Raw genomic sequence first — 22,363 nt, 5'->3', positions numbered from 1 at the left:
TTTATTTCCCCTTTCATTAAAACAATCTCATTATAAGTTTAGAGAGGCTGCATATCTACTTCACTCATTTTATGTTCTGTTTCGTTTATTTCATTGTTATTTGGAGACCAATAAACCTGAACGAGATGATGAGTATTGCGTAAAACCGCACGAATAGGCATTTCCATTTCAGATCCATCCTGACAAACCTTTTTAAAACAATCGCGTTTTTGAAAACCTTCAAAATGAAGAATAATACAACGAGATTGCATTATGACCGGCAGCGTTAGTGTAAGTCTTGGTTCAATGGTACTTTTTGCATGAAGTGGTAGAACAAGTGCCTGTGTTTGAAGATCAAGTGCTTGCTTCAAACGATCAGCATCAGGAAAAAAGGACGCTGTATGACCATCAATCCCCATTCCTAAAATAATAACATCAAAGGGCTTAGGTAAATTATTGATACGGCTGGCGGCAGAAAAAGCTGCAAGCTCAACAGTGAGTGCTTTATGATACAGTCCTACAAAACGTGCTTTGGTTGCAAAATTCTGTAACAAATAACGCTGTACCATATATTCATTTGAACGCTCATGATGAGTAGGTACAAAGCGTTCATCAACCAAAGTGATAATAATATTTTGCCAATCAATATCAGCCTTTGATAAATAATGAAAAAACAATTCTGGTGTTTTGCCACCAGAAACCGCTAAAATTGCACGCTTACGCTCTAGAACAGCTATACTAAGCTCTGCTGCAACACGGTCAGCCAACGCTAAAGCAAGAGTCGTAGGTGTTTCAAAATTTAAATGGTCAATATTCATTCCATGCATACTTATTGCTCTAAACTAAGTTATTCCATATACGCCTATCACGTTCCATCAAAACTGTCGAAGCAGACGGCCTCCATGATCCCGCACTATATTCATAAATAGGCTGCTTTATTGCTTGCCACCCCTCAAGAATAGGATCAATCCAACGCCAAGCCGCTTCAACTTCGTCACGACGCATAAATAGTGTTTGATCTCCACGAATAACATCCATCAATAAGCGTTCATAAGCATCAGGATTACGCTGAGAAAATGCAGATGCAAAACTCATATCCAAGGGGATATGACGAAATCGCATGCCACCAGGGCCTGGATCCTTAATCATCAACCATTGTTTGACGCCTTCATTAGGCTGGAGACGAATAACAAGCTGATTAGAAAAAATCTCATCTGAATCTACATTAAAAATATTATGAGGAATAGGTTTAAAAACAACCACAATTTCAGATATTCGCGTGGGCATACGCTTACCAGTTCGTAAATAAAAAGGCGTATTTGCCCAACGCCAATTATTAATCTTAACTTTCAATGCTACAAAGGTTTCACTCCTACTCACCTTTTTTCCAAGATCATCAAGATAAGAGCTTACAGAAACGCCATTCAATGTACCAGCAACATACTGCCCACGCACAGTATGCTGTTCTACATTATGAATATTAAGAGGTGTTAAAGAATGCAAAACTTTCAACTTTTCATCACGCACAGCATTTGCTTTATTCGTAAATGGTATTTCCATCGCCACTAAACAGAGCAATTGCAATATATGATTTTGTACCATATCGCGTAGCGCACCTGCACCTTCATAATATTCTGTACGCCCTTCCAAACCTAAAGATTCAGCAACTGTTATCTGAACATGATCAATATAGTTGGAATTCCATAACGGCTCATAAAGTGTGTTAACAAACCGTAATGCCATCAAATTCTGAACAGTTTCTTTGCCAAGATAATGATCAATGCGAAAGATTTGATCTTCATGAAATACTTTTGCAAATATGTCATTGAGTTCAGTGGCTGTTTTTACATCACGGCCAATAGGCTTTTCAATGATAACACGTGTCTGTTGTGTGATAAAATCATTTTGCTCTAATCTCATAACGATATCAGCAAAAAGTGATGAACCAACCGCCAGATAAAAAGCGCGAATATTCCCTGAATCTTTTGACAGTATCAGCGCAAGATCTCGCCATCCTCGATGTGAAGTAATATCAACAGAAACGTAAATTAAACGTGCAAGAAAACGATTAAGTTCAATTTGGTTAAGATCTTTGGGATGAACATGTTTTTCTAAAGAAGCACGAACAAAATTTTGGTACTGCTCATTACTCCATGCAGAACGTGCAATCCCAATAATACGCGTTGGCTCACTAAATTGCCCAACACACTGACAATGATAGAGGGCAGGTATAAGTTTGCGTGCTGTTAAATCACCATTACCACCAAAAACAATACAATCAAAGGGAGAGACTGGAATAATTTTACTTACCATGCACTTATCTCTCTTCCCATTCAAGTATAAAAGCTAAAATAATTTATAGAAGCTTCAATTATTAAAGCAGATAGATATTAAACAAGCCATTAATTTTCTTCATTTCCAATGCTGTTTTATCAAAAACGATCCATTAAAGAAAACCAGTGCATTGCTAAAAATACAAGTGGATAGCGTAAAAATCTTCCCCCTGGGAAAGACGAAATTTTTAAATTTTGAAAATAAGAAAAACGCTCATGCTTTCCAGTCAACCACTCAGCATATAACTTTCCTATAAAAGGAGCAAGCATAACTCCATGGCCCGAATAGCCACCACAATAAGTCATCCTTGAGAAAAGTTGGCGAACATAAGGCATACGTTCAACGGTAATAGCAACTGTCGCCCCCCAATGATGGGTCAAATTAACAGAGTGTAAATGGGGATAAATTTCAGTAATCTGCCGACGTATCCGTTTCTCTAAATTTGTAGGATATTGGTTATCATAACTTTCTACCCCACCAAATAATAAACGATTATCAATACTTTTGCGAAAATAGCGAACCATAAAGCGAGAATCATCGACCGATTCACCACCTCGAAGAATCAAACACCCTTTTGGTAATGGTTCTGTTGCCCCAATATAAGAGCGAATAGAAAAAATCTTTCTCTCAATAAATCCTTGAAGTCCAAGCTTATATGCATTGGTCGCAAGTAAAACATGCTCTGCTGTTATACTGCCCTTTTCTGTTGTCACTCTCCAATGGATACCATTGCGCTCTATTGCTATGACTCGTGTCTTCTCATAAAGCTTAGCACCAGTACTTTTTGCCTTTTTTGCCAACCAAACAACGAGCTTTAAGGGATTGATATGACCAGTGTTCGCGTCATAAATACCACCATAATAAAAAGGCGAGCCAAGTCGCCTTTCTGTTTCCGTCCTATCCATAAAAGTAAGACCATGATAGCCATAACGCTGCATCGTTTCAACATGGCGTTGATAAGATACTAACTTGCGTTTTTTATGGAACACAGAAAGCTGTCCTGTCATAAAGTCGCATTGAAAATCAGGCATCGCACACCAAGATAAAATATCTCTCTTAGCCTCTTCCGCTAAATCAAACAGTGCTTTGCTTCGCTCAAAACCATATTTTTTTTCTAATATTTCCACCCATTGTCGTTGTCCCGTTCCTAATTGCCCACCATTGCGCCCTGAAGCACCATCACCAAAATGTGAAGCTTCACACAAAATAACATGCACTCCAGCGTTCGCTAAATGATAAGCTGCAGAAAGTCCTGTCAATCCACCCCCAATAATTACGACATCACACTGTAGCTGTTCGCTAAAAAACGGATAGGGAGGACGTTCTTCTAAAGAATCTTCATACCAAGAAACTCCTGGAGAAATTGGATTAGAGCTAATCATCGTGATAAACCTCAAACATTAAGCAAGAGATATTCGCGCTCCCATGGGCTAATTACTTCCATAAAAGTTTCAAACTCTTGTCGTTTGATTGCAGCGTAAGTACTGACAAACACATCCCCTAGAATAGCACGTATTTCTGTATCTTGTTCAAATAAATTAACCGCTTCAATGAGACCACGTGGTAATTCAATATTATCAGCATTCACATTATTTGCTGTTGGCTCATCTGGTTTAAGCTGCTTCTGTAAACCAATAAGACCGCAAGCTAAAGAAGCAGCAAGAGCTAAATAAGGATTAGCATCTGATGAAGGAAGTCTATTTTCAATACGCCGTGCTGAGGGAACAGAACGAGGTACACGAAATGCTGTGGTACGATTATCATATCCCCATCGCAAATTAACAGGTGCTGAAACATCGGGCATAAGACGTCGATAAGAATTTACATAAGGAGCAAGCATTACAAGTCCTCCAGCCATATGTTTTTGTAATCCACCAATAAAATGACGAAAATAAACACTTTCTTCACCATCTTCCTGCGTAAAAATATTCATACCTGTCTTCTTATCAACGACTGATTGGTGAATATGCATAGCGGAACCCGGCTGTCCTTGAATGGGCTTAGCCATAAAAGTTGCGTACATATTATGTTTAAGTGCTGCTTCACGAATTGTGCGTTTGAACATAAAAACTTGATCCGCCAATTCAATCGGATCACCATGACGTAAATTGATTTCAAACTGACCTGCCCCTTCCTCGTGAATAAGCGTATCAATCTCCAATCCTTGCGCTTCCGAAAAATGATAAATATCATCAATAAACTCATCAAACTCATTCACACCGGCAATCGAATAGCCCTGTCCTCCACCAATTGAACGTCCAGAACGACCAACTGGAGGAACTAAAGGATAGTCAGGATCAGGATTTTTCTCTACTAAATAAAATTCAATTTCTGGCGAAACAACCGGCTTTAGATTCATTTGCGTATAAAAATTGACTACTTTTCGCAAAACATTTCGTGGAGTATAATCTACAACCTGTCCATTTGGATATACAAGATCACAAATCACTTGTGCCGTAGGAGCATCTTCCCATGGCACAATACTTAACGTAGATAAATCAGGCTCAAGACGCAGATCACCATCAGTTTTAGGATATTCAAAGCCATGACCATCTTCGGGATAAGATCCTGAAATTGTTGTCATAAAAACTGCTGAAGGCAATGCTAATGATGTTTCCGATGTAAATTTTTTAGAAAGCATCATTTTGCCACGTGGCACACCTGCTTGATCAGGCGTAATACACTCAATATCTTCTACATTACGAAAAGCCAACCATTGTAAAACTTGCTGCCAATTACTTACACCACGTAAATTTTTCAGAAAACTAGAAACAAGCTTAGAATCTTTGCTTTTCATTTGTTTACCATTTTTTACAGCCATAACACACCAACTTAAAAAAACAATCAAGCCCCGCTATTATGGTACTATCCCGTGCGTGAATGTCACAAAAAAAATCTTAATCAACTTAATTTTTATAGAATGTATAACTTCTATTAAGGTAAAATCGTTCTTGGCATCGTTATAAGCTGTTTATTGTATCAAAAATGATGGAAAAATGGTAGTGCACGCGATATATCGCGTCTAACTTTCTCATTATATAAAACAGCGAAAAATGCCATAGTGGATATAACCTATATCTCGCTTTAAATAATCACATATAAATAAAGAAGACATTGGTAAAAATAATAAAGACAAGATATTTAATTTCCTTTTGACTCTAGAAATGCTTAATTGAAGGAAAAGAAACTTTTTTAATAATAACGATGTTTTTTATTAAAGGATATTTTTATGAACGCAGAAAACCTGAAAGGCAGAATTTAAAATGTCATCACGAATAAGAACCCATGTAGAAGGTAATTAGCTGGTGAGACGTATAAAGCCTATATTCCAACAGATTTATCTCTAAATCGTCCGTTAGAAATGGGAAAACTATATAAGCTTTAGGAGAGTCAGAGATAATTGAAAAATTTCTTCCTGCTGTGTAAACTGCCACCAATTGTTTGCTCTCCTTTTACGGTTTAATTTTACAGATTTGGAAACAATCTTATTACGATGCACACATTTAGCAATTATTTTATCATCTGCATTAGAGCAAAAAACATGAACAATACACGACAGCTTCGATAATAAGGCCAACCACCCAATCAATCTATATGAAAATGCATGTGCAAACAAATCCTCCTATGATAGGCAATATTTCAAGCCTATCTATAGTGGTACCGCTTTTGAAAATTTTGCCTGTAACTTATTACAATAATAATCCCGAAATACAGATTTAGCTTTTGTCTGAAATGACTCAATTTTGGATTGATGAGAACGAAAACACGCTGCAGTAATCACATCATCCGTTTGGTTCTTCTTAAATAAATTCGTTACACTTTTAACCGCCTCATTTTGAAATTCTTGTTGTTTAAATTTAAGCTTCATATCGCCTCCCCAATCGGCTGGATATTTATTTTATCCTAGTTTAAATTTTATCAAAGCTTACTTCATTGTCTTTGAAGATAAAGCTGCAATTGACTAAAGACTCGTTCCCCACAAAAGCGGCATCACAGGGTTGTTGCCGGGTTAATAAATTTGCCTCAAATTTTTATTTTATCTATGCACCAATGCGGCGAATGTGTTTAATTTCTCTGTCACATATATTCTTATAGCCTGCCTTGTAAGCTTCGCTTTTTTCATCACAGAGCTCGGGCAATTGCACAAGGATGAATTTGCGATTGCCACCATTTTGTGCATTTAAATCCATCACCGCATTGGATGTTGTGCTAGAGCTCGCAAAAAATCAAAAATGATACCGTCTTTGTTCGTGCCCATTTGCATGAGAAGTTTTATAAATTTGGTAGGTTTAATATATTCAAACAATCCTTAAACATGCATGAATTGATCAATTTCACGTTTGGGAAAAGCGGGTATCACCTAAAAACTCTCATTTAAAAATTCCTGCAAAGTCTTCATCAAAATTGGTATCGATTTCCTTGCCGGGAAAAATCTCTGGAGCCACCCCATCTTGAGTCTCACTTAAAAACCTTTTAATCATAAGGTAGGATTTCCCTTCACCCCATGTAATCTTATATTAGCAATTTTCTCTTTCAAAACTTTTTCACTAAAATGCCAATAGCTGCCTTAGGATTGTTTTGACATAACACCATTAGGCTTCGTAATGGTATAATCTGCCGCATAAAGCTTATGCGCAGTAATAGAATCTGCTTTCCAAGGACTTTGGGGTAATTATTTGGATTCTTATATGTAGAACTATCCTGCTGCGGTAGTAAATTTCTCTTGAAATTTTCCTTATACTTTGTGTAGCGTATAATATATTTACGGCTTACAGAAAAATAATTCACTGAATTCTTGCGCGTATGAACCTTCTCCCACACCAATTGAGCAACAAAATTCTCTTCGCCCAATACCTCGTTGCACACTTTGCGTAAATTATGCATTTCATGATCATCCATTAATGATAAATATCATCCTATCGTCACGTAATAAGGTCTGTGCCAAACGCAAGCGCAGATAAATCATAGTGAGCTATGCCGCGTAAAAGCGTCCCATTGTTTTAGGATTCGATTTTGTTGTTTGGCTCGTCACTTCCTTATATCGTACCAACGGGTCTTTAAAATCATCACCATAGATAAAATCATTCCCCGTATTATATGGCGAATCTATATAGATCATCTCCATTTTCTGGAAGTAAACGCACTGGATAAGCTTTAACACTTTAAAATTATTGCCCTTAATATAAAGATTAACACTTTCTTCGCACTTGGGGGGCGCAACGCTGCAAGTGAAGGCTTTTGTGCAAGCTTTAAACTTACTCCTTTACCCTTCCCTTCAAATTTGAACTTCTCAAATTCAGTATCAATATATTCGTCGCATAGATTAAGAAGCTGGTCTATATCCAGCTTGCTCTCGGCAAAACATTGTGAAAAAGCTGTTTTTAATTTCTCTATATCTTGATTGACTGGCGTTTGATTTAGACCTTCTATTTTACGCTCGCCCGCTATTATACTCTCATCTTTGCGTCTCCCCTTTACGCTTAATATAAAAGATAAGGTGGTTTATTTCCTCTGCAATTGTAAGCTATTGCGAATAAACAATGCGTTATATATTTTTATCTATTTGAAAACAAAACATAAATTGAGACGAAACTTTTTTAGACAAAGTCTCTGCTCTATTATCGCTCACAGCCAAAAAGGCCGCAAAGCGCGGCTTTGCTACGCAGAGGAAAAAGAAAAATGGGAAAAGTTATGCCATTTAAATGGTACTGCAAGCGATACATCAGTGCTAACGTTCTCTTAAAAAAAACACAGATAATTAAAACTAACTTCAAAAAACAGCCTTCCCAATGAAGTACTAGCTAGAGGGTTGCATGCACAACATAAAATGGCACACTGATTTCCGCAAGCATGCTTCACATATTGTACGCGTAGCCTGTACAGAGTCTACCGCTCCTAAATACTCAGACGTAATGCTACTGGATCGTACAGTGATCGCAGTTGCACCCTTAAACACCGGTTCCTACCATATCATAATGCTTGACAAAAGCATCATGCCATCATAGCAACCGCTTTGCGTATGGGTTCCACAACATAGTTCTACAAATTGTTGATGCATTGCCAAGCTAAGAGTTTTCTTGCCTATCTACGCCAATGAGACCATCACTATCCTCTTTTTGAATCGTAAAACAAAATGATTTCCCATTAGCAATAAACCATCTGCTCAAAGTCAAACTAGCTTAAACTCATGGCATTCTGAACCTTTAGGCTCGCTCTGCCCCCAAGAGGGGCATAGTCAGATATATCACTTCCGTCACATATTCACGCGCTGGGATAAAAAAATCTGAAACTACGAGGCAACGCTGCATTTGTATGCAGCGTTGTTGTTAGGTATAAGCTTCTATTGAGATAGTTCTAATGGGAAGCACCCACAGCTAATGGTATAGGGATTAATTTGGATTCTTTCGAAATGTTATATATAAATTTAATGTGCCGCCCCAAAACACACCATCAGTGAGCCCACTTAAAAGACCAAAAAGAAGGTTAAAATCAAATGCATATTTCAAATCAGGTTCAACCTTGAGAAAAACAATCAATATGAATTTGATGACAAAAGCGATAAGAATAAATGTCAGCGTCAACGGCGTACCAGGCAGAATAATTAAATCCGTTCCCTGTTTGATTTTTAAACGCGGAATAGCATGCCAGAGCAACCAGCCAACGCCAACGCCGATCATCAGCCCCCCAAACATTGCGATTGCTCCCCAGACCGGGAACGCCAGCTCTTTAATCACATCGCTTACGCCCAAAAAAAGAAAGACTAACGGCAAGAGAAAAAGGCGATAAACCTTCACTTCCCTATCTTTCAATGCGATTATTCCCCTCACGATGAGAAAAATAAGCAAAATCCAGGCCCATTTAGGGGTTCCAGTCATAATGTTAGACAATGACATATTATGCTCCATGATGTTTGATGCGATAAAAATATTGCATGACGTTAGGAAGATATTTAGAAAAAAGAAGACCAGCGCAAATTAACCCCATAGTAACCAACCAAAGCTGGATGGTCCATGCAAAAAAGCCACTAGAAGACCATTGGCAAAAAAGATGATGACCCAAATCCATGTAATATATTTATTGATGCGATAAAATAGGATATGTTTGCGTTTTTCTTCAGAAATACCAGCAGGAGCATAAAAAATGGTAAAGGGTTTCTTTACCAGCAAGCTCATCAATGAAACCAGAGCAAGTGACAGATAGCAAAAAACTGTGGGGTAGTTCAGTAAAAGTGTAGACCATCCAGCGAAATGATTAACAAACAGGACAATAACTGTTAAAATGTTAGTAATTATCACGGGTTCTCCCTGTCGGACAATTTTAATATTCACAGCAATAATGGACAATAAAATCACAATTAAGATGAGAGAACGTTCGACCTGAGTTAAAACGTTTCCACTGATAACCCAGGAGTAAATACTCCATGGAATAAAAGAGATTATTATTTTAAACATGGTGCATCCGCCTTTTTATATTTGATAGAAAACTTACCGTAAATGCTTCGTTTTTTAGTTTCCGTATGAATAAAACGCCACTTAGTTCATACTCTGTATCCTGTTTAATGGTAACTGACAAGTATCTCCCGGATAAACTGCTTCAATGAACTTTACTTTTTTCAGCGCAACAGATGCGATATTTTTGCCCTACCCTGCGTCGACAAAGCCAGAACCATCTCAATCAATAGTGAACCAGGACATACGGCGCGGGAGGAGAAATGTTCCTCAAAAAGCGGGTGATGCGCATTAGAAGGAAAAAGTACAAGAATCTCTGGTTACGGAGGAAATCTTACATAAATCGCCTAGTAATGGAAGAGCGCCTTTCTCAGAACACGAGCTAGGGAAGCAGACCTTACTGACAATGATGATTGCCTGCGCAATAACGGCCCTGCCATTGTCGTATGGACTGGCCCTTACAGTGAAATACGGTAGACTTCATTAATGCGTTCAATATGTCCTTCAACGCGTAACCTATCGCTATCAAAATGGGCGGGAAAGAAAAACTGTTCAACTATAACAGGGAGATAGCGATAAGTGAGATCCGATTTTTTAGCCACCACGGTGGCGAATCAAACTGAAAACTGATGCGGGATTTCGAGTAACAAGCCCTGTTTCAAATAGTTATGGGCTAAATTCCAGTGAGAAATATCGATTTGCCCGCAAGCACGCATCGGTGTGGTTAAAGTGATACTCTGACATATACCCAAGAAATTTGGCTCGGTGCGATGCCTTATAGCCATGATTAGGGGACCTTTTTATATTTTTCTCTTAAATCCTTTGATGATAAACCGAAGGAATGAGAGCTAAACTGCGCTTGATAGTGCGCGAGAAGTATCGGCATACGACAAACGAAAAAAGCCAACAATCCCAGCTCAGGAGCAGCCTGATGTTTGCTCATGATACTTGCAATTAGAAAATCGACATTGGGTTGCGGTACTGTATTGTCCGGAATAGATCGTGCAAGCGAACTGAAGGGGCGCATAGGCGCCTGAAAGCGTAAAAAAAGAAATCAACCCGGGACATCCCGTTGCATAATCGGATGACCAAACCTTGGCCAGGGTTTGTCTTTGCAATGCGTTACCATCGCCCCAAGATTCCCGACTTCAATCTCATGGAGGACACTAGAAAGCCGCATGATAGCATATTTGCAAGCTCCCATAGTGCAAGGCCAGTGGTACAAAACCCACCAATTAGTGCAAAAATGATGTCGCTCTTGGTACGGTTGGTGGGATTCGAACCTACGACCTCTGGTGCCACAAACCAGCGCTCTAACCAACTGAGCTACAACCGCACAAAAATAAATGTACCATAACTTTTTACTCTTTCGTAAATAGTTATTTCCTGCTTGTTTGACATAAGGAAGATAAAAAGAGTTTGCAAGCCCCTTAAAAAAAATTCCGCAATTTTTATCAAGAAAAATAGTTCTATCACAAAGGAAACGCACGTTTTGCCCAATACTCAACACTATGATCACGATAAGCTTTTATGTTATCAATCCCATCTTTCTGCATAAACTGCAAAATCTCTTCTAAAATAGTTACAGCAAGGTCTGGTCCCTCATAAACCATTCCACTATACAATTGTATCAAATCTGCACCAGCTTTTATTTTTTCCAAAGCTGTTTTTGCGTCTCTTATACCACCAACGCCGATAATTACAATTTCTTTCCCTAATTTTTTACGCATTTTTGCCAACATAATGGTAGAAAGTTCAAAAAGTGGCCGCCCAGAAAGTCCTCCGTCCTCACCACTTAAGAGTTTATTATTAAGACCTTTGCGTGAAAGAGTAGTATTGGAAACAATAAGTCCGTCAAAATCAGAAATTTTCATTTCTTCAGCAATATCATCCAACTCCTTTTCCGATAAGTCTGGAGCAATTTTTAAAAAAATAGGAGTGGAAAATCCATGCTTTTTCTTTTGCTTATTACGTGCCTGCGAAACCGCATTCATCAAAAGATGCAAACTGTCACGCGCCTGTAAATCACGCAACCCTGGCGTATTAGGCGAAGAAATATTAACTGTAAAATAATCAGCAATAGCATAAAAGTGAGCAATACCAGCCGTATAATCATCAATTTTATTGACCGTATCCTTATTGGCTCCAATATTGATTCCGACAATGCCAAGTTGTTTACGCGCACGAAGCCTATCGTAAACAATTTGATGCCCATCATTATTAAAACCCATTCTGTTAATAATTGCTTCATCCTCTTTCAAACGAAACAGCCGTGGTTTAGGATTTCCTTCTTGAGGTTTTGGTGTAACTGTACCAATTTCAGTAAAACCAAACCCTAAATGAAAAATAGCATTAACAACCTCTGCATTCTTATCAAATCCGGCAGCAAGTCCGATAAAGTTTTCAAATTCGAGCCCCGCAACAGTCATACGTAAACGCTTATCGACAACTTTTTTATAACCACTCAATCCACTTTTCAGCCCCAGAACCGCTAAACGATGCGCATACTCTGGATCCAGCATAAATAAAGCAGAACGACCAATACAGCGAAAGAAATTCATCAATTCTTCTCCAAATAAAAACTATTCCTATACCTTAGGAAAATCTTTTAATATAAAAGATCGTCGATCAAGATAGTACACTACCTAAATAAGAACCTTCTTTTCCTGCAAGATAAATTTATAATATAACTATTTATAATATCATTGCCATTCAGATGTGTGTTTATACATACTGAACAGAAAAATAGCTTGTGAGCTTTAAAAAAATCATTTTTGCCTGTTTGTAATTGTTGAGATATTTAAAATTGAAATCATTGATAAATAAGAACAAGAAATTTTTCGTAAAATAGTTTTTTTACCATGTGTTGTTTAAAAAATTTGTAACGCTTTTATAAAGCAAAAATAGTTTTTTGTTTTCAGCAAAAAACTTCTCTTACTCTAGAATTTCATGTTCATTTAAGTCAAACAAAAGCCTTTGTTAGATTTTCTAAAAGACCGCAATATTCTTGAAAAAACTTAAATATTTGTAACATAATGCTGACAAAGAAAATAAAAACCACCCTTTCCTTTTTTATCAAAAGCGGTAATTAAGATTATTGTGTAGCTTTTATATAAAGGGGAAAACGCAATGCTTAAAGAGTTTAAAGAATTTGCCCTAAAAGGTAATATGATTGACCTGGCTATTGGTGTGATTATAGGAGGTGCTTTTGGTAGCTTAGTTAATTCAATTGTCAATGATATTTTTATGCCAATCATTGGACTTATTACAGGTGGAATCGATTTCTCTAATATGTTTATTCAGCTTGCTGGTGAAAAACAAGCAACATTGAGTGCTGCTAAAGCAGCTGGAGCAACCATTAGCTATGGTAATTTTATAACTTTACTTATCAATTTTCTTATTATCGCTTGGGTGCTTTTTCTCTTTGTTAAAGCTATGAATAAAATGCGTCGAAAACAAGAAGAAGAGGAAAGTTCTCAAAAGATGTCTTTAGAAGAACAGCTTTTGTTAGAAATTAGAGATCTTTTGGCTAAGAAAAAGTAAATTTACGCGTTGTTTGCCTCATGGGACATAAGGAAAAAATATTTCCACCGTTGTTCCATGATTGGGTTTTGAAAATAACAATAGTTGGCCCCCACTTTCTTCTACCATTGCTTTACACATCGGTAGTCCTAAGCCTGTTCCAATAAAAGTACTGTCGCCAGAACGTCTATCTTTGCGTTCTACCTGACCATAAGGTTGTAAAGCCTGTACAATTTCTTCATCACTCATCCCTATACCATTATCACTTACTGAAATCTTTAAACACTCTTTTCTTTCACAAGAAACGTGAACAATAATTTGCCCGCCAGGTGGTGTAAAACGAATAGCATTGGAAAGAAGATTCCATATAATTTGTCGAAATATTTGTTGTGATACACCAATAAATGGTACATGCGTTGGAGCAACAATACGCATGATAATACCGTTATGATTAGCTTGTGTTTCAAGAAATGCCATACTCGCACGCAAACAAGCTATCACATCAAACACTTCAGTTATAGGGGCGGTCTTAATATAATTATTTAAGCTAGAATAATTTTCTTTCGAGCATTCTAATAATTGATTAACCAATGATAATATATGTTTTCCTGATGAAATAATATCGCGTAAATATCCACGATAACGCTCATTTTCTATCGTACCAAAACGGCCATCTTTCATAATTTCTGCAAAACCAATGAGAGCATTTAAAGGCGTTCGTATTTCATGAACAATACCAATGATTTTATTTTCTTCTGCTCGTTTATCTATTGATAGAATTGTTGCTGTTATATCACGCAATATTACAGCATAATCATCTTGTCGTGCTAAAGGTATAATCGTCATAGAAACCATAATATTTTTACGACTTTTCGTCATTAAAACAACTGTTTCACTGCGATTAATAACCTGTTTTTTTTCTGTCCACGAATAAATTTAAAATATTTTTCAACTAAAAATTGACTTTGCAAAGTAAAGAGTGATGATAATGGCTGTGCCAATAATTCATTTATTTCATAACCAGTTAATGCCAAAGCAGCACTGCTGACCGATTGAATGACACCCTGGCTATTCAACCAAAAAACACCATTCGTCGCTGTATCCAACAATGATAAAACCACTGCTGGTTCTTTTATAAAAGTTTGTTCTGTAACATTTGCTGGAACTATCTGTGTATTTGGCAATAAAACCGTTTCCTGAGCCGAATACGCGCATTCTACAGAGGAATGCAATTCTCCACGCAATCGCTCTGCAATCTCACAAAAAGCTGAATGTTCACTCTCCGAAAGATTTGATATTTGAGTATAGAGATTTTCATCTTTTTTTTCTCGCGTTTCTTTTTGTATCTTCAAAATACCAAAGCCACGAAATTCTTTAAGACGTTGTTTATCATCAAAAATTGGTACAGCAGATAATTCAACATCAAGCCATTCTAAACAATTATCGACAGACCATTGAACCATTTGTTTGCTCCACGGTAGAGCTGCCGTAATAAAACCACTGAGTAATCGATACCGCTCATCACTAAACTGATGCGCAAGTTCATGAAAGTTTAATCCTAAAATAGAGGAAGAAATCGGTCCAACAATTGCAGCTAACTCTTTTGAAACCTCATAAAACCGTCCATTTTTATCCATTTTCCACGTAAAGCGTTGTGGCAAAAATTCAGGCGTAAAATGAAAAGGTTCTTGGTTACTGTTTAACGTATCCGATTCTAATGGCGCACATAAAACTAAAAAACGCACTGGTTTCACCTGCAAGCGAAGAACGCCAACTCGTGTATGAATATTTGCTATGGATAAAATGGTTTTGACTGGTATGTTACTTTCAATCGTCTGTAATAGAATTTTGACCGTTTCATCAATAAACGAAAAATGAGGGGAAGCCTCTATCACTATCCCATGTTCATCAATTATGGCAACAAACATTGTTGCCTCATCCAATCCGGCAATAAGAGAAATTTCTTCTTCCAGTAAAGATTCCAGTAAAAACGCTTTGACTCCACCCATAATATCAATAGAAACTACAGAAAATTCAACGGTGCGTTTTAAACCCTTTAAAGCAATAGAACTTGCACAGTGCGCAGCCTTTGATATCTTATGATGCTTTACTTGGTCAAAAAAAGACCATTTTTTTATCATCGTCGATACAGAAGGAAAACCCCAAAAATATGCTGCTGCACCATTTGACCAAAGAACTTTTCTACAATTAGAGGAAAGAACAAAAGCCATCTTTCTTCGCACGAAGGCTTGTTTAATTTCTTTACATTCCAGATAATCTAAAAATGCCAAAGACATCTTTAACCCTTCTTTGTATCACTCTACGCTACATAGCCGTGACCTTAATACAAAATATTGCCTCTATTTTTTTATCCCCTATTTTAGGTTTTTAATGTTTTACAGTAAAAATAAGAGCAGGGCAGCTCTTGCTCTTATAAAATAAAACAAGCATTAACTTTAAAAAGAACAATCATTCACCATTTTTAAAATCATGCATTTAAAGCTGTCTTGCTTGTTATTATACTTCACTGAGTAAAATTTCGCGTTTTCCAACATGATTAGCGGCTCCAACAATGCCTTCTTCTTCCATGCGTTCCACGAGGGAAGCTGCTTTGTTATAACCAATCGCAAGTCGACGCTGAATATAAGATGTTGAACATTTTTTATCACGCATGACAATCTTCACAGCCTGCGTATAAAGTTCATCACCATCCTCATCGAGATTTCCTTCTGTAAAATTTCCAATACTTGAATCCGCAGATTCATTCTCTTTGTTATCGTCTTCACTATCTGTTACCGTTGCTAAATAATCAGGCTTCCCTTGCATTTTAAGATGTGCTACAATGGATTCAACTTCTTCATCAGATACAAGTGGTCCATGAACGCGTACGATGCGCCCACCGCCTACCATGTGAAGCATATCCCCCTGCCCCAAAAGTGTTTCAGCTCCTTGTTCCCCTAAAATCGTACGACTATCTATTTTTGATGTTACTTGAAAAGAAATACGAGTCGGAAAATTTGCTTTAATCGTACCTGTAATAACATCAACGGAAGGGCGCTGTGTGGCCATAATAAGATGAATACCCGCCGCACGTGCCATTTGTGCTAAACGCTGAATGGCATTTTCAATTTCTTTACCTGCAACCATCATGAGATCAGCCATCTCATCAACAATCACAACGATATAAGGAAGTTGTGTTAGATCCATTGCCTCTTCATGATAAAGCATTTCTCCACTTTCCTTATCAAAGCCTGACTGTACAGTACACATAATCGTTTCACCTTTTTGTGCTGCAAGCGTGACACGGGCATTAAAACCATCAATATTACGTACACCCAATTTAGCCATTTTGCGATAACGCTCTTCCATTTCACGAACTGCCCATTTTAAAGCTGTTACTGCTTTTTTAGGGTCCGTCACAACAGGTGTTAAAAGATGTGGAATACCATCATAAACAGAAAGTTCTAGCATTTTAGGGTCAACCATGATCAAACGACACTGCTGTGGTGTCATTCGATAAAGAATTGATAAAATCATTGTATTAATCGCAACCGATTTTCCTGACCCTGTTGTTCCTGCAACCAGTAAATGAGGCATTTTCGCTAATTCTGCAATGACAGGCTCACCATTAATACCCTTTCCTAAAGCAAGAGCTAATTTAAATTGGCTTTCACGAAAAGAACTTGTTTGGATTAACTCTCTTAGATAAACGGTTTCACGAACCGCATTTGGCAACTCAATCCCAATCACATTGCGTCCAGGGATCACAGCAACACGTGTAGAAATAGCGGACATAGAACGAGCAATATCATCAGAAAGATTAATAACTCGTGATGATTTTACTCCAGCTGCAGGCTCAAATTCATACATTGTTACCACAGGCCCTGGATGAACATGGATAATTTCACCCTTAATGCCAAAATCTTCCAAAACACTTTCCAAAAGCCCAGCACCACACTCTAAACTTTCCTGCGAAATTATAGTGCTTTCGTGAAAAGTAGGTTCTTGCAACAAATCAATCGGAGGAAATTCATAAGTACCATTATTAAAAGATTGAGTGTTTGATGTAAAAGTAGAATCATAATTGCCTAACGATGTACGAGTAGATAGAAAGACTTTACTTTTTAATTTCATTATAGAAAAATTTTCTGAATTCTTGGCAGTAACTTCTGTTGTACTATCAGTAATATTTCTGATGGTTTTGGGCTCCTTCGTTTTTTCTTCAGCAAATCTCTCAGTAGAATCTTTAACAACAAACTTAGAACGACAGGTTTTAGCTTCTTCAACAGTAGCATTCTTTGAATGTATTAACTTAGAAGTTTGCTCACTCCCTCTTAACTGCTCCGCAGGAGATTCTGAGGTAATGGAATCGTAGAATTGTGGGAAGCGATATTCAAGAATACGATAAAGAGCAGTAATTGATTCCTCAAAGCTAACAGCAGCATCGTATGCAATCTCATTATTTATACCATCAATCGATGTTATATCCTCTTCTGAAATTTTAGCATCAATCTTCTCTGACATAAAGAATCCACACTCAAAAAATGCGTCATCAGAAAGATGCAAAACAGGCTTTGTTTTTTGCACCACATTTTCTCTTAGTAATTTATGTTCCTCTTTTTTCTCGCCAAATGGCTTACGAATAACTTGCTGTGATAATTGCTTCAAAACCGTTGCACGACAAATTGATGTCTTATTTTCTATTGATTGAGGATTAATGACCTTTTTTGTTGAAGGAGAATTGGTTGTGTTCTCATTATAGTCTATAATGTTTGTAATGTTTTTATGCTCTTTTTTGTAAAAACTTTAAATTGTTTTGCGAAGATTGGATCTGTTTCTAGGCGACGACGTAAAATCTCAACTTCTGGTGTTCGCGTAAAACGCACGTTTTTTCCAAGAGTGAATGCCTTTTTCCATACTTCCGGATAAGAAAATATTTCAGCAATCTTGAGTGATGAATTCTCTTCTGATGTACTTTGTTGTGTATTCTCATCAGAAAAAGAACGCGTAGAAACAGATTTTGTCTTCGAATTATGCATGGTATCCAACAAACTTATAACAATGAGAACAATTGCTTCTTCAAAAAGAATGCATAGAGACTATAGTATGAAGGTTAATAACCTTTTGCTAACTGTGATTTTTTAACAAAAAATAATGCTATAATTCTTCTTCATGATAGTCTTTCCACATTTATGGAACACATTGTAACGATCCTAACGTCATGCAACTATATTCTATAAAAACATCCATTATTCTCTTTCCCTCTCAATTTTTATAGAAAAATCTCGTGCAAATAATACAAACAGGTAGCATAAACAGCCCTCTTCTCACTTTTCATGTTATCATAAAACAATCTCATTTCTTTTATTTGTAAATAAGATTATCCTTGTTATCCTTATTCAAAAAGGCTTAAATGAAACAAAATTTTAAAACATAAAAATAGGGAATAAATCATGTTGAATAAGCGGAAATTTTATATCAATGGTCTATGGGATGATCCAAGCACTCCTAATGATTTCCACGTCATTGATCCATCAACAGAAGAAGCCTGTGCTATTATTAGCCTTGGCAACACAAAAGATGCAGATAAAGCCATTAACGCTGCTAAAGTAGCTTTCCAAACTTGGAAAACAACTCTGCCTTATGAGCGTCTTGAATTTGTTGAAAAAATTTTGGAAATCTATGAAAAACGCTCAAATGATATGGCAAAAACCATTTCAATGGAAATGGGAGCACCCATTGATATGGCACTCAATGCGCAAACCGCAACCGGTAGTTCTCATATTCGCAACTTTATCAAAGCTTACAAAGAGTTTTCATTCCAAGAAGTTTTAATAGAAGGAAATGAGCAAGCGATTCTTCACTATGATCCTATCGGTGTTGTAGGCTTGATTACTCCATGGAATTGGCCTATGAACCAAGTGACTTTGAAAGTTATCCCTGCTCTGTTGGCTGGTTGTACTATGGTGTTAAAACCCTCTGAAATTGCGCCTCTTTCTGCTATGCTTTTTGCTGAAATTTTAGATGAAGCTGCTTTACCTGCTGGTGTTTTTAATTTAATCAATGGTGATGGCGCTAATGTTGGTGCTTACCTTTCAGCCCATCCAGATCTGGAAATGATCAGTTTTACTGGATCAACCAGAGCAGGAAAAGATATTTCTAAAAATGCCAGCAACACTTTAAAACGAGTCTGTCTGGAACTGGGTGGTAAAGGTGCGAATATTATCTTTGCTGATGCCGATACAGACGCTATTCAACGTGGTGTACGACACTGCTTTTATAATAGTGGACAAAGCTGTAATGCACCAACACGTATGCTTGTGGAACAAAGCGTCTATGAGCTAGCTATTAAAACAGCCAAAGATATTGCTGAAAAAACAAAAGTAGGCCCAAGCTACCAAGCAGGAAATCATATTGGCCCAGTCGTTTCAAGACAACAATACAACAAAATTCAAGATCTTATCCAATCTGGAATTGATGAAGGCGCAACTCTTATTGCAGGTGGAACGGGTTTACCAATGGAAAGAGAGCGCGGTTACTATGTCCGTCCAACAGTCTTTGCTCATGTAAAGCCCCATATGCGTATTTTTCGAGAAGAAATCTTTGGTCCAGTTCTCTCAATTCTTTCCTTTAATACAGAAGATGAAGCCATAGCCTTGGCAAACGACACCGAATATGGTCTGACAAATTATATACAATCACAAGATCGTAACAAATGTCGCCGCGTTGCCACACAATTACGCTCTGGCATGGTAGAAGTTAACGGATATGGATTACCCAAGGGAAGTTATTTTGGAGGCGTAAAATTTTCCGGACGTGCACGTGAAGGCGGTCGCTGGGGAATTAAAGAATTTCTTGATACCAAAGCAATCTCATACTGGTAGAGAATCTTATTAAAAAATTAATAGGAATCATATGGTAACACGGCAAATAACAGATGAAGGTGCTCTCGGGAAAAGGCTTGATCAGTGGCTTGCTAAGCAATATCATAATGCGTTGTCGCGTTCACGTTTACAAAACCTTATCCGTGAAGGCTATCTTAAAGTTGATGGCCAACTTATAAGGGAGCCAAAAACAAAATTAAAACCCAACCAAATCATTGAATTGGCAATGCCTATTCTGCGTGATGCAGAACCTTGTGGTGAAGCTATTATATTAGATATTCTCTTTGAAGATAATGATGTTATTGTTATCAATAAACCAGCTGGTCTTGTTGTTCATCCTGGCAATGGCAATTGGACTGGAACATTAGTAAATGCTCTTATCCATCACTGTGGTAATAGTTTGTCTGGGATTGGCGGTGTTAAGCGTCCTGGCATTGTCCACCGTCTTGATAAAAATACAAGTGGCGTTATGGTCGTCGCTAAAAATGACTTTGCTCATAAAAGCCTTAGCGCCCAATTTTCTGACCATGGACGCACCAGTGCATTAGATCGACGTTATCACGCCTTGATTTGGGGGATACCGCACCGCAATATTTGGACCATTGATGCATCACTTGGTCGTTCTCCTTATAACCGAATAAAACAAGCTGTTGTCCATAACCAACATGCTTATGCTCGCCATGCTGTTACACATTTTTCTCTTCTAGAAAAATATGGAACTTATGCAGATACAACACCTGTTGCTAGCCTTATAGAATGCCGTCTGGAAACTGGACGTACACATCAAATCCGTGTTCATATGGCACATATCGGACACCCACTTATAGGTGATCCTGTTTATGGAAACGCTTTTAAAACAAAATCCAACATGCTTAATCCCATTATTAAGAATGCAATCGACCAATTCAACCGGCAAGCACTCCATGCAACTAGCCTAACTTTTGAACATCCAGCTACAAGTAAAGTTATGTCTTTTTCTTCACCTCTCCCTCAAGATATGGCTGCACTTATTAAATATTTAAAAAAAATAAATTGAAACTTTTCGTCTTTTCAAGATTTCACAATAAAATATCTTTTTTGAACAAAATTGAAAATTATGCTAGAATGAGGTTTGAGAAGTGTTTATAATATCTTGAAATAGAATTTGCCTTATTAGGGAATTCACATAAAAGGAGGGTGCTATATGGCCCATATGAATTTGCTATCAGTGACAACAGGTGACGGGGGATTGAATCGTTACCTAGAAGAGGTTCGTCGTTTTCCAATGCTTGAACCAAAAGAAGAGTATATGTTGGCTCAACGTTATCGTAAACACAATGATTTAAAAGCTGCGCATAGATTGGTAACCAGTCACTTACGCCTTGTAGCTAAAATCGCAATGGGGTATCGAGGTTATGGGTTACCTATTGGAGAAGTTATATCGGAAGGTAATATTGGGCTTATGCAAGCTGTTAAACGTTTTGAACCAGAACGGGGGTTTAGGCTTGCAACCTATGCTATATGGTGGATTAAAGCCTCAATACAAGAATATGTATTGCGATCTTGGAGTTTGGTAAAAATAGGAACAACAGCCAATCAAAAACGCTTGTTTTTCAATCTTCGTAAATTAAAAAGTAAGCTTCAAGTCCTTGACAGTGGTGATCTTAATGGGAAGCAAGTAAAAGAAATTGCAACTAAATTAAATGTCACAGAAGATGAAGTCGTTTCAATGAACCGCCGACTTGGGGGAGATACTTCACTCAATGCACCTCTTCGTACAAAAGCAGGTGAGAATGGTGAATGGCAAGATTGGTTGATAGATGAATCCCATAATCAAGAACAGACTTTGATTGAACAAAGTGAATTGGAAAATCGTCGTTCTATGCTTACAAATGCTATGGATAACCTGAATGAACGTGAAAAGCGTATATTCAAAGCGCGTCGCTTAAGCGATAATCCACTAACGCTAGAAGAGCTCTCAAACGAATTTAATATTAGTCGAGAACGTGTAAGACAAATTGAAATGCGCGCTTTTGAAAAAGTACAAAATTCTATTCAAATGTCTGCTTTATCTCAAAATCAAATGTAGAATCTTAAAATCAAGATAGAGTCAATTGTTTGTACATTCCTGTAAGGGAAAAAAAGCAAATTTTTTGGCTCTATATTTTTTGGTCGATTTAAAGAGCCTTTCTGAGGGTAGAAGTTCTTTTCGTAGGC

General features: G+C 37.4%; 17 protein-coding genes, 1 tRNA gene and 1 pseudogene. 4 read left to right on the top strand and 15 right to left on the bottom strand.

Annotated features, from left to right (window positions below):
- Nucleotides 1-38 precede the first annotated feature (38 nt).
- The 12 genes from pgl to QWU_RS04435 all read right to left on the bottom strand — a co-directional run bounded on the left by pgl (nt 39) and on the right by QWU_RS04435 (nt 12,322).
- Nucleotides 39-806, bottom strand: a complete 768-nt coding sequence (gene pgl, locus QWU_RS04490) for a 6-phosphogluconolactonase (protein WP_006589166.1) — start codon at nt 804-806, stop codon at nt 39-41.
- A gap of 10 nt (nt 807-816) precedes the next feature.
- A complete protein-coding gene (zwf, locus tag QWU_RS04485) occupies nt 817-2,292 on the bottom strand; it encodes a glucose-6-phosphate dehydrogenase (RefSeq protein ID WP_017196294.1) in 1,476 nt (491 codons plus the stop codon).
- Between the two features lie 119 nt (nt 2,293-2,411).
- Nucleotides 2,412-3,695, bottom strand: a complete 1,284-nt coding sequence (locus QWU_RS04480; RefSeq protein ID WP_017196293.1) for an NAD(P)/FAD-dependent oxidoreductase — start codon at nt 3,693-3,695, stop codon at nt 2,412-2,414.
- Nucleotides 3,696-3,706: 11 nt separating this feature from the next.
- Entirely contained in the window at nt 3,707-5,134 is a 1,428-nt protein-coding gene (locus QWU_RS04475; RefSeq protein WP_006589163.1) for a glutamine synthetase family protein, read from the bottom strand.
- An 828-nt stretch (nt 5,135-5,962) separates the two neighbouring features.
- Nucleotides 5,963-6,181: a hypothetical protein gene (locus QWU_RS04470; protein WP_006589162.1), complete on the bottom strand. Its 219-nt coding sequence runs from the start codon at nt 6,179-6,181 to the stop codon at nt 5,963-5,965.
- Nucleotides 6,182-7,285: 1,104 nt separating this feature from the next.
- The gene (locus QWU_RS10325; protein WP_240532135.1) at nt 7,286-7,432 is read right to left on the bottom strand and encodes a hypothetical protein; all 147 of its coding nucleotides are present in this window, start codon (nt 7,430-7,432) and stop codon (nt 7,286-7,288) included.
- A 1,270-nt stretch (nt 7,433-8,702) separates the two neighbouring features.
- Nucleotides 8,703-9,206, bottom strand: a complete 504-nt coding sequence (locus QWU_RS04450; protein ID WP_006589160.1) for a hypothetical protein — start codon at nt 9,204-9,206, stop codon at nt 8,703-8,705.
- 81 nt (nt 9,207-9,287) lie between these two features.
- Nucleotides 9,288-9,764: a hypothetical protein gene (locus QWU_RS09080; RefSeq protein ID WP_245256360.1), complete on the bottom strand. Its 477-nt coding sequence runs from the start codon at nt 9,762-9,764 to the stop codon at nt 9,288-9,290.
- A 455-nt stretch (nt 9,765-10,219) separates the two neighbouring features.
- Nucleotides 10,220-10,363, bottom strand: a complete 144-nt coding sequence (locus tag QWU_RS10320; RefSeq protein WP_240532134.1) for a hypothetical protein — start codon at nt 10,361-10,363, stop codon at nt 10,220-10,222.
- Nucleotides 10,364-10,548: 185 nt separating this feature from the next.
- Nucleotides 10,549-10,788: a hypothetical protein gene (locus QWU_RS10190; RefSeq protein WP_199569819.1), complete on the bottom strand. Its 240-nt coding sequence runs from the start codon at nt 10,786-10,788 to the stop codon at nt 10,549-10,551.
- A gap of 232 nt (nt 10,789-11,020) precedes the next feature.
- Nucleotides 11,021-11,097, bottom strand: a tRNA-His gene (locus QWU_RS04440).
- Nucleotides 11,098-11,233: 136 nt separating this feature from the next.
- On the bottom strand, nt 11,234-12,322 hold the full coding sequence (locus QWU_RS04435; RefSeq protein ID WP_006589156.1) for a quinone-dependent dihydroorotate dehydrogenase: 1,089 nt from the start codon (nt 12,320-12,322) through the stop codon (nt 11,234-11,236).
- Nucleotides 12,323-12,890: 568 nt separating this feature from the next.
- Here QWU_RS04435 and mscL point away from each other — a divergent pair.
- On the top strand, nt 12,891-13,304 hold the full coding sequence (mscL, locus tag QWU_RS04430) for a large conductance mechanosensitive channel protein MscL (RefSeq protein ID WP_006589155.1): 414 nt from the start codon (nt 12,891-12,893) through the stop codon (nt 13,302-13,304).
- An 18-nt stretch (nt 13,305-13,322) separates the two neighbouring features.
- On the opposite strand, the pseudogene QWU_RS09750 reads toward mscL, so the two are convergent.
- The 3 genes and pseudogenes from QWU_RS09750 to QWU_RS10565 all read right to left on the bottom strand — a co-directional run bounded on the left by QWU_RS09750 (nt 13,323) and on the right by QWU_RS10565 (nt 18,322).
- Nucleotides 13,323-15,580: pseudogene (locus QWU_RS09750) on the bottom strand (PAS domain-containing sensor histidine kinase).
- 220 nt (nt 15,581-15,800) lie between these two features.
- Nucleotides 15,801-17,951 (bottom strand): DNA translocase FtsK, encoded by a 2,151-nt coding sequence (locus QWU_RS09065; protein WP_425338964.1) that lies wholly within the window; start codon nt 17,949-17,951, stop codon nt 15,801-15,803.
- 95 nt (nt 17,952-18,046) lie between these two features.
- Nucleotides 18,047-18,322, bottom strand: coding sequence for a hypothetical protein (locus QWU_RS10565; protein ID WP_425338963.1), 276 nt, complete (start codon nt 18,320-18,322; stop codon nt 18,047-18,049).
- A 414-nt stretch (nt 18,323-18,736) separates the two neighbouring features.
- On the opposite strand from QWU_RS10565, the gene QWU_RS04415 reads away from it, so the two are divergent.
- The 3 genes from QWU_RS04415 (at nt 18,737) to rpoH (ending at nt 22,235) form a co-directional block, all read left to right on the top strand.
- Nucleotides 18,737-20,167 (top strand): aldehyde dehydrogenase family protein, encoded by a 1,431-nt coding sequence (locus tag QWU_RS04415; RefSeq protein ID WP_006589152.1) that lies wholly within the window; start codon nt 18,737-18,739, stop codon nt 20,165-20,167.
- A 31-nt stretch (nt 20,168-20,198) separates the two neighbouring features.
- Nucleotides 20,199-21,203: an RluA family pseudouridine synthase gene (locus QWU_RS04410; RefSeq protein WP_017196291.1), complete on the top strand. Its 1,005-nt coding sequence runs from the start codon at nt 20,199-20,201 to the stop codon at nt 21,201-21,203.
- A 147-nt stretch (nt 21,204-21,350) separates the two neighbouring features.
- Nucleotides 21,351-22,235 (top strand): RNA polymerase sigma factor RpoH, encoded by an 885-nt coding sequence (rpoH, locus tag QWU_RS04405; RefSeq protein WP_006589150.1) that lies wholly within the window; start codon nt 21,351-21,353, stop codon nt 22,233-22,235.
- The last annotated feature ends 128 nt before the right edge of the window (nt 22,236-22,363 follow it).

It is taken from the genome of Bartonella birtlesii IBS 325 (assembly GCF_000273375.1).
In the GTDB taxonomy this organism is placed as follows: Bacteria; Pseudomonadota; Alphaproteobacteria; order Rhizobiales; family Rhizobiaceae; genus Bartonella; species Bartonella birtlesii.
The sequence above is the reverse complement of the archived record's forward strand: the minus strand, read 5'-3'. Positions and strand labels throughout refer to the sequence as shown.

Bases quoted from the DNA above. Each gene is read 5' to 3' on its own strand.
- pgl (WP_006589166.1), bottom strand. From the start codon at position 806: ATGCATGGAATGAATATTGACCATTTAAATTTTGAAACACCTACGACT.
- zwf (WP_017196294.1), bottom strand. From the start codon at position 2,292: ATGGTAAGTAAAATTATTCCAGTCTCTCCCTTTGATTGTATTGTTTTT.
- QWU_RS04480 (WP_017196293.1), bottom strand. From the start codon at position 3,695: ATGATTAGCTCTAATCCAATTTCTCCAGGAGTTTCTTGGTATGAAGAT.
- QWU_RS04475 (WP_006589163.1), bottom strand. From the start codon at position 5,134: ATGGCTGTAAAAAATGGTAAACAAATGAAAAGCAAAGATTCTAAGCTT.
- QWU_RS04470 (WP_006589162.1), bottom strand. From the start codon at position 6,181: ATGAAGCTTAAATTTAAACAACAAGAATTTCAAAATGAGGCGGTTAAA.
- QWU_RS10325 (WP_240532135.1), bottom strand. From the start codon at position 7,432: ATGATCTATATAGATTCGCCATATAATACGGGGAATGATTTTATCTAT.
- QWU_RS04450 (WP_006589160.1), bottom strand. From the start codon at position 9,206: ATGTCATTGTCTAACATTATGACTGGAACCCCTAAATGGGCCTGGATT.
- QWU_RS09080 (WP_245256360.1), bottom strand. From the start codon at position 9,764: ATGTTTAAAATAATAATCTCTTTTATTCCATGGAGTATTTACTCCTGG.
- QWU_RS10190 (WP_199569819.1), bottom strand. From the start codon at position 10,788: ATGCGCCCCTTCAGTTCGCTTGCACGATCTATTCCGGACAATACAGTA.
- QWU_RS04435 (WP_006589156.1), bottom strand. From the start codon at position 12,322: ATGAATTTCTTTCGCTGTATTGGTCGTTCTGCTTTATTTATGCTGGAT.
- mscL (WP_006589155.1), top strand. From the start codon at position 12,891: ATGCTTAAAGAGTTTAAAGAATTTGCCCTAAAAGGTAATATGATTGAC.
- QWU_RS10565 (WP_425338963.1), bottom strand. From the start codon at position 18,322: ATGCATAATTCGAAGACAAAATCTGTTTCTACGCGTTCTTTTTCTGAT.
- QWU_RS04415 (WP_006589152.1), top strand. From the start codon at position 18,737: ATGTTGAATAAGCGGAAATTTTATATCAATGGTCTATGGGATGATCCA.
- QWU_RS04410 (WP_017196291.1), top strand. From the start codon at position 20,199: ATGGTAACACGGCAAATAACAGATGAAGGTGCTCTCGGGAAAAGGCTT.
- rpoH (WP_006589150.1), top strand. From the start codon at position 21,351: ATGGCCCATATGAATTTGCTATCAGTGACAACAGGTGACGGGGGATTG.